This is a genomic window from Methylosinus sp. sav-2, from assembly GCF_004366495.1.
Taxonomy (GTDB): Bacteria; Pseudomonadota; Alphaproteobacteria; order Rhizobiales; family Beijerinckiaceae; genus Methylosinus.
Genome location: NZ_SOEJ01000002.1, coordinates 150,307 through 162,711, shown reverse-complemented (window position 1 = coordinate 162,711; position 12,405 = coordinate 150,307). Strand labels below are relative to the sequence as shown.

At 67.9% G+C, this 12,405-nt stretch carries 11 protein-coding genes; all 11 read right to left on the bottom strand.

What is annotated here, in order from left to right:
- Positions 1-47: 47 nt before the first annotated feature.
- The 11 genes from EDE12_RS06960 to EDE12_RS06910 are packed head-to-tail and all read right to left on the bottom strand — an operon-like array spanning position 48 to position 12,398.
- Positions 48-1,373, bottom strand: a complete 1,326-nt coding sequence (locus tag EDE12_RS06960) for a cobyrinate a,c-diamide synthase (protein ID WP_026597889.1) — start codon at positions 1,371-1,373, stop codon at positions 48-50.
- A complete protein-coding gene (gene cobM, locus EDE12_RS06955) occupies positions 1,370-2,137 on the bottom strand; it encodes a precorrin-4 C(11)-methyltransferase (RefSeq protein ID WP_026597888.1) in 768 nt (255 codons plus the stop codon). Before cobM ends, EDE12_RS06960 begins: the two co-directional genes overlap by 4 nt.
- On the bottom strand, positions 2,134-2,676 hold the full coding sequence (locus EDE12_RS06950) for a cobalamin biosynthesis protein (protein WP_245275704.1): 543 nt from the start codon (positions 2,674-2,676) through the stop codon (positions 2,134-2,136). Before EDE12_RS06950 ends, cobM begins: the two co-directional genes overlap by 4 nt.
- Positions 2,673-3,881, bottom strand: coding sequence for a bifunctional cobalt-precorrin-7 (C(5))-methyltransferase/cobalt-precorrin-6B (C(15))-methyltransferase (locus EDE12_RS06945; RefSeq protein ID WP_026597886.1), 1,209 nt, complete (start codon positions 3,879-3,881; stop codon positions 2,673-2,675). The genes EDE12_RS06950 and EDE12_RS06945 overlap by 4 nt, the downstream gene beginning before the upstream one ends.
- Positions 3,878-4,645, bottom strand: a complete 768-nt coding sequence (cobJ, locus tag EDE12_RS06940) for a precorrin-3B C(17)-methyltransferase (protein WP_026597885.1) — start codon at positions 4,643-4,645, stop codon at positions 3,878-3,880. Before cobJ ends, EDE12_RS06945 begins: the two co-directional genes overlap by 4 nt.
- A complete protein-coding gene (locus EDE12_RS06935) occupies positions 4,642-5,415 on the bottom strand; it encodes a precorrin-2 C(20)-methyltransferase (RefSeq protein ID WP_051592348.1) in 774 nt (257 codons plus the stop codon). The genes cobJ and EDE12_RS06935 overlap by 4 nt, the downstream gene beginning before the upstream one ends.
- Positions 5,412-6,044: a precorrin-8X methylmutase gene (locus tag EDE12_RS06930; RefSeq protein WP_024878900.1), complete on the bottom strand. Its 633-nt coding sequence runs from the start codon at positions 6,042-6,044 to the stop codon at positions 5,412-5,414. The genes EDE12_RS06935 and EDE12_RS06930 overlap by 4 nt, the downstream gene beginning before the upstream one ends.
- Positions 6,044-7,330 (bottom strand): precorrin-3B synthase, encoded by a 1,287-nt coding sequence (gene cobG / locus EDE12_RS06925; RefSeq protein ID WP_051592347.1) that lies wholly within the window; start codon positions 7,328-7,330, stop codon positions 6,044-6,046. Before cobG ends, EDE12_RS06930 begins: the two co-directional genes overlap by 1 nt.
- Complete coding sequence (gene cobN / locus EDE12_RS06920; protein WP_134188018.1) at positions 7,327-10,650, bottom strand: cobaltochelatase subunit CobN; 3,324 nt, start codon at positions 10,648-10,650, stop codon at positions 7,327-7,329. Before cobN ends, cobG begins: the two co-directional genes overlap by 4 nt.
- A 9-nt stretch (positions 10,651-10,659) precedes the next feature.
- Positions 10,660-11,694, bottom strand: a complete 1,035-nt coding sequence (cobW, locus tag EDE12_RS06915; protein ID WP_026597883.1) for a cobalamin biosynthesis protein CobW — start codon at positions 11,692-11,694, stop codon at positions 10,660-10,662.
- A complete protein-coding gene (locus EDE12_RS06910) occupies positions 11,691-12,398 on the bottom strand; it encodes a CbtA family protein (RefSeq protein ID WP_026597882.1) in 708 nt (235 codons plus the stop codon). Before EDE12_RS06910 ends, cobW begins: the two co-directional genes overlap by 4 nt.
- Between the last annotated feature and the right edge of the window lie 7 nt (positions 12,399-12,405).

Here is a 12,405-nt window from a genome sequence, read left to right as displayed (position 1 = left end):
CCGTAGCCCTCCTTGGGCGTTTCCTCCCTTGACTTGGGCCGCTGGCGTTACCGGCGGCCCTTTTTTTTCGTCATTGCGTGGAAGAAGCTTCCCGTCACCTGCCCCGCCCGCAGCCCCGCCGGCCTCTGCTCCTGCGAATAGGCGTCTGTAACCATCGCAAAGGGCTGGCCCTTCTCGCTCACGATCGTCGCGTAGTGGAATTCGTGTCCGGCGAGCTCGTCGCCCGCCACGCCCAGCGCGCAATCGCCGAGGAGTCTTGCGCGCCTATAGCCCAAATGAAGTTTGCGCTGCGCAAAACTCGTCGCCAGATCGAGCAGGCCGGCCATCTCATGAGCCTCGCCGGCGGCGTCGGTCAGCGTCCGCCCGAGCGTCATATAGCCGCCGCACTCCCCATGGACCGCACGCGTCGCAGCGAAACGGCGAAGCCCGCCGAGAAAATTCCGCGCCGCCGCGAGCCGGCCCGCATGAAGCTCTGGATAGCCGCCCGGCAGCCAGCAGGCGTCGCAATCCTCCGGCGGGGCCTGATCGGCGAGCGGCGAGAAGAAAGCGATCTGCGCGCCCGCCTCGCGCCAGGCGCGGGCGAGATGCGGATAGAAGAAAGAGAAAGCCTCGTCCTGCGCGACAGCGACACGTCCTCCCGGCGGGTGCGGAACCTCGAGAGGACCGGGCGCGAGATCGGCGAGACCGCCACCCGCGGCCGCGAGCAAGGCGTCGAGATCGACATGGGCCTCTATGCGCTCGGCAAGCCGATCGAGCAGAGCTTCGAGCCCTCTCGTCTCGCCGGCCTGCACCAGACCCAAATGACGCTCGGGCAGAGCGACGCCGGAATCGCGCGGCAGCGCGCCGAACACTTTTATGCCGACCGCCTCGATCGCCTCCTGCGCGAGCTTGCGATGGCGCTCCGAGCCGGTGCGATTGAGCAGCACGCCGGCGAGCCTCACCCGCGCGTCATGCAGCGCGACGCCACGCGCAATGGCCGCCGCGCTCTGCGCCTGTCCCGAGACATCCATCACCAGCAGCACGGGCCAGCCGAGATGGGCGGCGATATCCGCCGAGGCGCCCGTCTGCGCCGGCGCACCGGGAGCGCCGTCGAAAAGCCCCATCGCCCCTTCCGCGACGATGAGATCGGCGTCCTCGCCGGCGCGCAGCGCCAGCTGCGCGAGCAACTCGGCCTCCATCGTCCAGGAGTCGAGATTGAAGCTCGCGCGCCCGGTCGCGGCGGCGTGAAAGGCGGGATCGATGTAATCCGGCCCGCATTTAACACCGGACACCCGCAGGCCGCGCCGCGCCAGCGCTCGCATCAGCCCCAGCGTCACAGTGGTCTTGCCCGCGCCGGAGCGAACGGCGGCGATCAGAATTCCGGGCGCGGTCAGCGTCCGGCTCCCGTGGGCCGGAAGCGGCGGTCATAGCCCGCGTCATAGAGCGCGCTCTCGCGGAAATCCTCCGCCGCCAGCGCCTCGCCGACGAGTATGAGCGCGGTGCGCTCCATCGGCGCTTCGCCGGCTAGCGCTTCAATGGTCGCGAGCGTGCCCCGCACGATGCGCTCATCGGGCCAGGAGGCGCGATAGACCAGCGCTATGGGACAGTCCGCGCCATAAAAGGGCGTGAGCTCGGCGACGACGCGCTCCAGCGCATGGATGGAGAGATGAATGGCCATTGTCGCGCGCGCGGCGGCGAAGGCGGCCAAAGTCTCCGTCTCCGGCATGGCCGAGGCGCGGCCCGAGGTGCGCGTCAGCACCACCGATTGCGCCACTTCCGGCAAGGTCAGCTCGCGCCTCAGCGCGGCGCTGGCGGCGGCGAAGGCCGGCACGCCCGGCGTGATCGTGTAAGCGATCCCGAGCGCGTCGAGCCGCCGCGTCTGCTCGCCCACGGCGCTCCAAATGGAGAGATCGCCCGAATGCAGCCGCGCGACATCTTGCCCGACCGCCGTCGCCTTCTGCATCTCCGCGATAATCGCGTCGAGCGACAGCGGCGCCGTGTCGACGATGCGCGCGTCCGGCGGGCAATGGGCGAGGATTTCCGGCGCGACCAGCGAGCCGGCATAGAGGCAGACCGGGCAGCGCGCGAGAAGGTCGCGGCCGCGCAGAGTCAGCAGATCGGCTGCGCCCGGACCGGCGCCGATGAAATATATGGTCATGGCGCTTCCTCTAGCGCATTTCGCGCGATCGCGCAGGTGAGGCCGGCGCTGGCGAGGCGCGGCCCGAGCAGACGGCTCCCCGCCCCTGCCCCGACCAGCGCTGCCGCCTCCGCCACGCTGCCGACGCCGGTGAGCGCCTCCACGCGCGGCGAGCGGGTGAGAAGCTCGCCCTTGCGCGCGAGCAGCGTATCGAGCGGAAGAAAGACCAGCGGCAGATTCAGCAGTCGCGCCGCGTCATGAAGTCCTTTCTCGCCGCGCTTCGACTCGATGGTGAAAAGCGCAATCTCGCCGCCCCACTCCTTCTCCCACTCGTGGGAGAAGGTGGCCTCGCGAAGCGAGGTCGGATGAGGGTCCGCGCCGAGACGCCGGCGCGACGGCGAGCCCTCATCCGACCCTCGCTCACGCGAGGCCCACCTTCTCCCGCGAGCGGGAGAAGGATCGCGCACATAAATTTCGCAAGCTTTCCAAACCAGCGCGACCGCCTCTCGCGCATCCACGCCGCTGCGCGCGCCTATGCCGATCGCGTAGCGCCCGCTCAACTCTTCACCGCGCGCCATTGCAGCGCGGGCAACGCCGGCTCCAGCGCGTGATAGGAGCCGATCGGGCGCGCTTTCGCGATCGCAATGCTCACCAGCTCGCCGCCCATGCGCGCAAAAGCGTCGATCAGCAGCGCCTGCGTCTCGATCGTCACCGCATTGGCGACGATGCGTCCGCGCAAGGGCAGCGCATTCCACGCCGCCTCTATGATCTCCGCTTCCCCGCCTCCGCCGATGAAGATCACATCCGGCGTCGGCAATCCCGCGAGCGCTCGCGGCGCCGCGCCTTCGACGATTGCGAGATCGGGAACGCCGAGCGTAGCCGCATTGCGCGCGATGCGCGCAACGCGCGTCGCATTCCGCTCGATCGCAATGGCGCGATTTGCGGGATCGGCGAGCATCCATTCGATGCCGATGGAGCCGGAGCCCGCGCCTATGTCCCACAAGCATTCGCCACGCCGCGGCGCGAGCGCGGCGATCGTCACAGCGCGAATGTCGCGCTTGGTGATCTGCCCGTCATGCTCGAACCAATCATCCGGCAGGCCCGGCGTCAGCGGCAGAATGCGCGCGCCAGGTCCTGCGATCACTTCGACGCCGATCGTGTTGAGCGGCGCAATGTCGGTGAGCGAAAACGCCTCCGCGCGCGCGCTGCGAATGCGCTCCTCGGCGCCGCCCATATGCTCGAGCACATGGATGTGCGACTCCCCCATGCCGAGCGCAGTCAGATGCGCCGCGAGGCGCGCGGGCGTCGTCTCGTCCCATGACAGAATGAGCAATCGGCGCGAAGGCTGCAGATGCGGCGTCACGCGCTCGAAGGCGCGGCCATGCAGCGACAGCGTTGCGCAATCCTGCTGGCTCCACTTCAGCCGAGCGGCGGCGAGAGAAAAGGAGGACGGCGCGGGAAGGCAGAAAATCTCCTCCACCGCCACATTGCGCGCGATCATATCGCCGACGCCGAAGAAGAAAGGATCGCCGCTCGCCAGCACCACGGTCGGCGCGCCGCGATGCGCGAGGATCGTCTCCATCGCCGCGGAGATCGGCGAAGGCCAGAGGAGCGTCTCCGCTCTCTGTGGGCCGATCAGCTGGAGATGCCGAGCGCCGCCGATGATGAGCGAAGCGTCGGCGATGAGCGCGCGCGCGGCCGGCGTCAGCGCTGCGAGGCCATCCTCGCCTATGCCGATGAGCGAAAGCCAGCGCACCGCGCTCATATCGCCTTCCGCGACGTATAGACGAAGGGCCGCGCATTCTCGCGCGAGACGAGCTTGGTGCCGCTCGCGCCAATGAGCACCAATGTCGACATGTCGACGACGCTCGGATCGGCCTCGCCCAAAGTTGTAATGGCGATGCTCTCTTCTGCGCGGCCGACCGATTTCGCGAAGACCACGATGCGATCTTCCGGCAAAACGCGGCGCAGCAGCGCGAATGTATCGTGAATGCGCTGCGGCCGCGCGCGCGAGGCGGGATTGTAAAAAGCCATGACGAAATCGGCGCGCGCCGCCAGCTCGAGACGATTTGCGATCGTCTCCCAGGGCTTGAGATTGTCGGAGAGCGAGATCACGCAGAAATCATGGCCGAGCGGCGCGCCGAGCCGCGCCGCCGCCGCCTGCATGGCGGAAATTCCCGGCAGAATTTCTATGTCCAATTCGCGCCACGCCGGCTCGCCATTGTCGATCGCCTCCAGCACCGCCGCCGCCATTGCGAAAATGCCGGGATCGCCGCCCGACACGACAGCCACGTCGCTTCCGCTCGCGGCGAGGCGCAGCGCGTCTTCCGCGCGCGCGATCTCGACGCGATTGTCGCTCGAAAGGCGCGTCTGGCCGGGCGTGACGGGAACGCGCGCGACATAGGGCGCATAGCCGATGACATATTGCGCGACGCTCAACGCCTGCTGCGCTTCCGCCGTGAGAAAACGCGCATCGCCCGGACCGAGGCCGATGACGAAGAGCCTACCGCTGCGCTTCGCCTCCGTCACGGCCGCCGCCCGGCGCCGGGCACGAGCACCATCGCGAAATAAGGCGCGTCATCGTCGCGCTTTTCGGTGAGGCGCATGATCTTCTCCTCCGCCATCGTGCCACGCTCGACATAGATGGCGCGATCGATGAGTCTCGCATCCTCGAGGGCGCGGCGCAGCTTGCCGAGATTGCCGCCGAGCTTCATCACCACGGCGGCGTCTGTCGCGGCGAGGCGCTGTGCGAGAATTTCGCGCGGCAGAGTCGCGGGAATGACGGTCAGCACATCGTCGCCCCATGTCATCGGCTGGCGCGCCGAAGCAAAGCAGCCCGACATGCCGGAGACGCCCGCGCAGACCTCCACGCGAAAGCGCGGCGACAAGCGCGTCTGCAAATGCATGAAGGAGCCGTAGAGCATCGGATCGCCCTCGCAGAGCAGCGCGACATCACGGCCGAGCAAAAGATGCAAGGCGAGGCGCTCCGCGCTCTCCTCATAGAAAGACGCGAGCGCCGCCACATAGTCGGGGTGATCGAAAGGAATCTCTGTCGTCAGCGGATAGGCGAGAGCGATCTCCTCGCAATCCTTCGCGATGAAGCGCGCGGCGATGGCGCGCGCATGGCTCGGCTTTCCGCGCTTGGAAAAATAGGCGACGATTTTCGCTTCGCTCACCAGACGCGCGGCTTTCAGCGTCATCAGCTCGGGATCGCCGGGGCCGAGGCCGACCCCGAGCAGCGCGCCCAGCGAAACGCGCGCGCCATCGTCGGCGCGCAGATTCGGATCGACGATATTCATTCTTTCTCGCTCGCCAGCGCGTTGATCGCCGCGGCGGCCATGGCGCTGCCGCCCTTGCGTCCGCGCACGATCGCCGTCGGAACGCGCCCGTCGGCGAGCGCGGCCTCTTTGGATTCCGCCGCGCCGACGAAGCCGACCGGCATTGCGATGATCGCAGCGGGCGGGGCTACGCCTTCGTCGAGCATCTCCAGTAGTCGGAACAACGAGGTCGGCGCATTGCCGATGGCGACGACGGCGCCAGAGAGCTTCTCCCGCCACAGCTCCATCGCCGCTGCGCTGCGCGTCGTCTTCATGTCTTCGGCGAGCGCGCGCGTGCGCGGATCGGCGAGGGTGCAGATCACCTCATTATTCGCGGGAAGGCGCGCGCGGGTGACGCCGTGAGCGACCATATTGGCGTCGCAGAAAATGGGCGCGCCATTGCGCAGCGCGGCGCTCGCCGCCTCCGCGAAGTCGGGCGAAAAGACGATATCGTCGGCGATCTCCACCATTCCGCAAGCATGGATTATGCGCACGGCGACGCGCTCCTCCTCGCGCGAGAAACGCTCGAGCCGCGCCTCTGCGCGAATAATGGCGAAGGAGCGGTCGTAGATCGCGGCGCCGTCGCGTATGTAGGTCAATGCGCCGGACATTATGGCTCCCTGCTTGTGGCGCGCATGATGCGCGCGCTCATTGCGTCTTCTATCTCGTTCACGCCGAGGCCATGCAATGTCGGCGCATCGCTCGCGCGTCCATTGTCGATGAGATCGAATCCTCGCGGCGTCGCCACCAGCGCGACCTTTGCCGCAGCGGGAGAGGCGCAGCCCTTGGCGCAGCCCGATATGTGCAGCGTCACGCCCTCGGACGCAAGCCGCGCCGCGAGAGGGGCGAGAATTTCGGCGAGATCGCGCGTCGGCGCTTGCGCCTGTGGGCATTCCGGCGCGCCGGGACAGGCGATGACGGCGAGGCGCGGATCATCCGCCGCAATGACGAAGCCGCGGCAAGCCGCGACCTCGATGATATATTGCGCCGCCTCGAGATCGGCGCAGGGCAGCAGCAGCGCGCGCCAGGGCGTGAGGCGCAATTCGTTCAGGCCATGGACTTCGGCCAGCGCCGCGAGCGCATCGAGATCATCCGCGCGCCATCGTCCAGAGGGCGCGCCTATGCCGGCGAAGGCCCTCTCTTCTTTTGCGCCGCCGTCACGAGACAGCAGCGCTCCGAAAATCTCTACGGCGGAGGCGGCGCGACAGAGCGATTCATACGGCGTCGGCGTGAGAGCCGCCGCTTCGGCCAGCGCCTCGAGGCCGAAGGTAGCGACGACATTGCGCATGCGACGCAATTCGAATTCGCGGCCCGCGCGCAAGTCGAGAAAGGCGCGCGCCAGCGCCAACGCCACATCGCACGCCGTTTCCGGCGTCGCGAGAAAAGCATGCGCGCGCGCGCCATCGGCGATAATGGCGACATCATCGCCATGCGCCTCGATGCGAATATCCATTGTCGAGGCGGAAAGGCCGAGCGCGCCGCCATCATCGACGAGAAAGCCGAACTTTCCAGGAAGCGCCAGCAGAGAAGCGTCCTTCACGAGCGATTGCGCGAGACTTGCGACGAGGGCGCTCGCCTGCGCGTCAGCGAAAGGCGAGACGAGGAAGTTGAGCAGGCTCTCTGTCGCCGCGTCTTCGGCGAGCAGGCCGAGCGCGGCGAGGCGGCGTTGCGCCTGCTCGAGCTTCGCTTCGCTCACGCCGCGCAATTGCAATTGCGCACGCTGCGAGAGATCGATGAGGCCATTGCCGCAATCCCGCGCGATCGATGCGATCTCGTGCGCCCGCTGCGCCGAAAGACGCGGATGCGTCGTTTTCGCGCGCAAAAGAAGGCCGTCGCCGCTCTGCATCGGCCGCAGCGCGCCGGGACACCAGCCTTGGATTTTTGGCGCGGCGGTCATAGCGAAAGCCCTTCGAGCGCTGCGGCGACGCTGTTGCGCCGCGTGCGCCAGAAGCCGCGCGCGATGGCGCGCTGGAACATGTCGCGAATAGCTGCCGCCGCGCGCGGATTGGCGGCGAGCAGAAAATCGCGAACGTTCGGCGCGCCGAGAGTGGAATCGAAGACGAGATCCCATTGCGCATCGCGGACATGCGGCGTCGTCGCGGCGAAAGCGAAGAGATTGTCGAGCGTCTCGGCGATTTCCGCCGCGCCGCGATGGCCGTGGCGCATCTGCCCCTCGAGCCAGCGCGGATTGGCCGCGCGACCGCGAATGACGCGCGCGATCTCTTGCTCGAGCGAGCGCAGCTTCAATGCTGCGGGGCGCGTCGCATCGATATGCGTGATCTGCGCGGAGCCTCCGAGCGCGGCGTTGGCCGCGGAAAATCCGCCTTCGAATTCCGCGAAGGCGGCGCCGGTGAGCACATCCGTCTCCGCCATATCCTGCACATGCAGCAGAGCATCGGCAGAGCCGACGCGCTCGCCGAAAGCCTCGCGCGCCGGCGCGCTCTCGCCATTGCGCGAGACGGCATGGCCGCCGGCCGCGAGAAAAGCCTGGCCCAATGCATCGCGCGTGTCGCCGCGAGCAATGGCCTCGGAAAGGCCGAGGCCATAGCTTCCCTGCGCGGCGCCGAAGACGCGCGCGAGCGAGCGGCCGTCGCGGCGGGCGGCGGCGAGCGGATTGGACTCGTCGTCCTCATCGAGCGCGGCGACGGCCGCGACAGCGTCGTGGAAGAGCGCGATGAGGCCGGGGAACATGTCGCGAAAGAGCCCCGATATATGCAGCGTGACGTCCACGCGCGGAAAATCGCGGCTCGCGAGCGGCAGAATCTCGAAGCCGCAGACGCGCGCGCTGGCGTTGTCCCACGAAGGCGCGACGCCCATCAGCGCCAGCGCTTGCGCGAAATCCTCGCCGCCGGTGCGGATGGTCGCGCTGCCCCAGAGATCGAGCACGATATTGCGCGGCCATTCGCCATGCTCTTGCGCATGACGCATCATCACCTCGCGCGCCGCGCGGACGCCGATATCATGGGCGGTGCGCGTCGGAACATGGCGCGGATCGATGCAGAAGAGATTGCGGCCTGTCGGCACAACGTCGGCGCGTCCGCGCGAGGGGGCGCCGGCCGGGCCGGGCTCGACGAAACGGCCTGCGAGCGCGCGCAGCAAGCCGCTCGCTTCGGCCGCGCCGCATGGCCCATCGCCGAATATGTGCAGCCCATCGCCGATGCGCATTTCCTTCACATCGCAGAGCCAAGCGTCGAGCCGCGCCAGCGCCTCGGCGCGATCCGTGTCGCGCGTGACCTCGCATTCCTGCGCGAGGCCGCTGCGTTCGGCGACATCGAGAATTGTTTCCGCCACCAGCTTGGCGCGGCGCGGATCGAGAGTCGCGGCGCTCGCATATTCGTCGAGCAGGCTCTCTATCTCCTCCGCCTCGGCGGCGAGTCCCGCTTCGACGAGCGGCGGTGTCATATGGCCGATCGTCACCGCGCTCGCGCGACGCTTGGCTTGCGCGGCCTCGCCCGGATCATTGACGATGAACGGATAGACGAGCGGCGTGGCGCCGAGCAAAACCTGCGGCGCGCAAGACGGGCCGAGCATCGCCGATTTGCCGGGCAGCCATTCCAGCGTGCCATGCGTGCCGAGATGGATCAGCGCGTCTATGCTTCGACTGTGACGCAGCCACAGATAGAAGGCGATATAGGCATGGCGCGGCGCGAGCTCGGCGTCGTGATAGGTCTCGCGACGTTCCACTCTGCTTCCGCGATCCGGCTGCAATGCGATGACGAGCTTGCCGATCTCTATGCAGGAAAAGCGAAAGGCGCCTTTCGCGAGCGCCGGATCTTCTTCTGGCGCACCCCAGGCGGCGAGGACTTGCCGCGTGAAGTCGTCCGCCAGCGTGGCGAAGAGGCGCTGATATTCGGCGAGCGGCAGCTCGACGTAATGCGCGGCTTCCTCCAGCGCGCGCATGACGAGATCGCCGTCACGATAAAGTGACCCGATTTCGTAATCCGCGTCGCGCAGCAGATCGCCTATTGCGATCACGCTTCGCGGCGTGTCGAGGCCTATGGCGTAGCCGCCGCGTCCGCGTCGCGCCGGATAATCGGAGAGCACCAGCGCGAGGCGCTTCTCGCTATGTCCGAGCCGGCGCAGGCGCGCCCAATTCTGCGCGAGCGCCGCGACATGATCTATCTGCGAAGGCTCGGGTGAATGGCGAATCTCGTCGAACTCGCTGGCGGCGCGTGCGCGCGTCTGCGCCTTGAAGGAGACTGCGCCGGCGAAGATGCGGCCGTCCACCTCGGGCAGCACGACATTCATCGCGAGATCGGCGCCATTGGCGCCGCGCTTGGAGTTCTCCCAGGCTTCGCGCGTCGAAGTGGCGAGCGCGATTTGGAGAACAGGCGCGTCGGCGCGATCGAGCACCGAGCCGCCCTCCGTGCGCGCGGAGAAGGCGGTGGCGTTGAGAATCACATCGGGACGGAATTCTGCAATCGTCTGCGCGAGCAGCGTCTCGCAAGCGGCGTCCTTGAGGCTGGCGACGAAATAGGCTTCGACAGCGAAGCCGCGCTTATGCAGCGCATCGGCGAGCGCGACGATCGGCGCGAAATCGCCGGCGAGCCAGGCAGAGCGATAGAAGGTGACGAGCGCGCGCGGAGCCGATGCCGCCTGTGCGCCGCTCGATTGGCCGGAGGCTCCCTCATCCTCAGCATGAGGGGGAGGGTTAGCGCCAAGGGCGGTGCGGCAGGCTTGCTCGCAGCGGCCGGCGAGCGGCGCGGGCGCGCTCTCAAGCCAATGCGTGGGCGTTCCTGCGAGAGTCGCGGCGTAGCCGAGGAAGGAACGCAGATTATCCGGGCCGCCGTCGCGGAAGAAAGACCAGATGCGCGCGAGCGCATCGGAAGAAAGCGTGGAGGCGCGCTCCAGCCTTTCATCGCTGTGCATGTCGCCCGGAACGATGGCCAGCGCGAAGCCGCGCATGCGCGCTGCGGTCGCGAGCTCATCGACGCCATAGGCCCAATAATCCTTGCCGCCGAGCAGGCGCACGACGACGAGCCGCGCATGGCGGGCGACCTTGTCGATATAGAGATCGACCGAATAGGGATGCTTCAATCTGGCGAGGGAAGCGCAGCGCAGCGATGGCGGCGCGGCGTTCTGCTCATGCAGCTCGGCGAGGAGGGAAAGCTCGGCGTCGGAGAAGGAGAGGAAGACGATCTGCGCGGGAGTCTGCCCGAGGTCGACCGCCGCCTCATTATCGTCGAGGCCGTGGAGATCGCGCGCGAGCAGATGCATTGCGCGTCCTCAGCTCGTCAGCATGGCCGTCACGCCCGCGCGATCGAGACCCTTCTCGCCGATGACGACGAGGCGGCTCGCGCGATTCTCATCGGCGCGCCAGGGGCGGTCGAACTGATGACGAAAGCGCGCGCCGACGCCCTGCACCAATAGGCGCATCGGCTTGCCGGCGATCTCGACGAAACCTTTCATGCGAAGAACGTCATGCGCCTCGGCGACGCGAGCCAAGCGCTCGATCAGCTCGGCCGGGTCGCGCGCGGCGGCGATCTCGACGATGAAGCTCTCGAAATCGTCGTGATCGTGGCCCCCTTCCGTATCATGGTGAGAGGGGCGATTGGCGAGATCGTCCTCCGCCGCGGCGCCGAGGCCGAGCAGAATGGCGGGATCGAGCCTGCCCTCGCTGGCGCGCAGCAGCTTTACCGCGCGCGGCGCAGTGGCGCGGATTTGCTCCGTGACTTGCGCTTCCTCTTCCGCGCTCAGCAGATCGGTCTTGTTGAGCACGATCAGATCCGCGCAGAGCAGCTGATCCTCGAAGACTTCCTCGAGCGGATTGTCGTGGTCGATCGCGAGGGTCTCGGCGCGCTCCTTCGCGATGGCGTCGAGATCGTCGGCGAAGCGGCCCGCCGCGACCGCCGGGCCATCCACCACGGCGATGACGCCATCGACGGTGAGATGCGGGCGGATCGTCGGCCATTCGAAGGCTTTGACCAGAGGCTTGGGCAGAGCGAGGCCGGAGGTCTCGATGATAATGTGCTCCGGCCGGTTCGGATGCGCGAGCAGCGCCTCGATCGCCGGCGCGAAATCATCGGCCACGGTGCAGCAGAGGCACCCATTGGCCAGCTCGACGATATTCTCCTCAGGACAATTCTCCACGCCGCAGGCGCGAAGAATATCGCCATCGACGCCGACATCGCCGAACTCGTTGATGACGAGGGCGAGGCGGCGGCCGCGCGCCGTCTCGAGGATATGGCGGATCAGCGTCGTCTTGCCGGCGCCGAGAAAGCCGGTGACGATGGTCGCGGGGATTTTGGCGAATGTGCTCACGCCGCAGCCTCCGTGCTGGTCTTTGTCGGGAGACGGCGCCAGACGAAGCCGACGGCCGCGCCGACCAGAATCCAGGTGATCGCGTGAATGGCGAGAGAAGCGGCGGCGAAACGCGCGGCCAGCTCGGCCGGCGCGGTGCTCTCGGGCGCCGGCGGCTGCGGCGCGCCGATGAGATGCGGCGCGATAATGAGCGCGACGCCCAGCGCTTTGACGAGCGGGCGCTCGACGCGCAGCACGGCGAAGAGCCCGGCGCCGGTTGCAGCCGCCGTGCCGATCCACCAGAATTGGCGCGCGGCGAGATCGCCGGCGGCGCTGCCCGGCAGCTCCGGCGCGAGGCCGAGGCTGGTCGCAAGGCCGGTGGAGGCGAAGGCGCAGGCCCCCCAGAGCGCGGCGCGCTTGGGCTCGATCGTCTCGCCGGAGAGCAGCATCAAGGCGAGCAGCACGAAAGCGTAGCCCACCGAGGTGACGCTGGTGGCGACGCTGGTCGCCGCTGTGCGCTGGAGACCGGGTGCGGGCTCCCAAACCGGCTCGGCGGCGTGCTCGTGCTGATGCGCCTCGACTCCGGCATGGGCCTGCTCGGCCGCGGTCTCGTAGACCTCGGCGGCGAGGATCAGCGGAGTCGTGGTGACATTCTGCAGGGCCGCGACCGCGAGCCCCGCGAGAAGGCCGGCCAAAAGGCCGACCGCGAGGAGTCGCTGGATCACCGCTGCG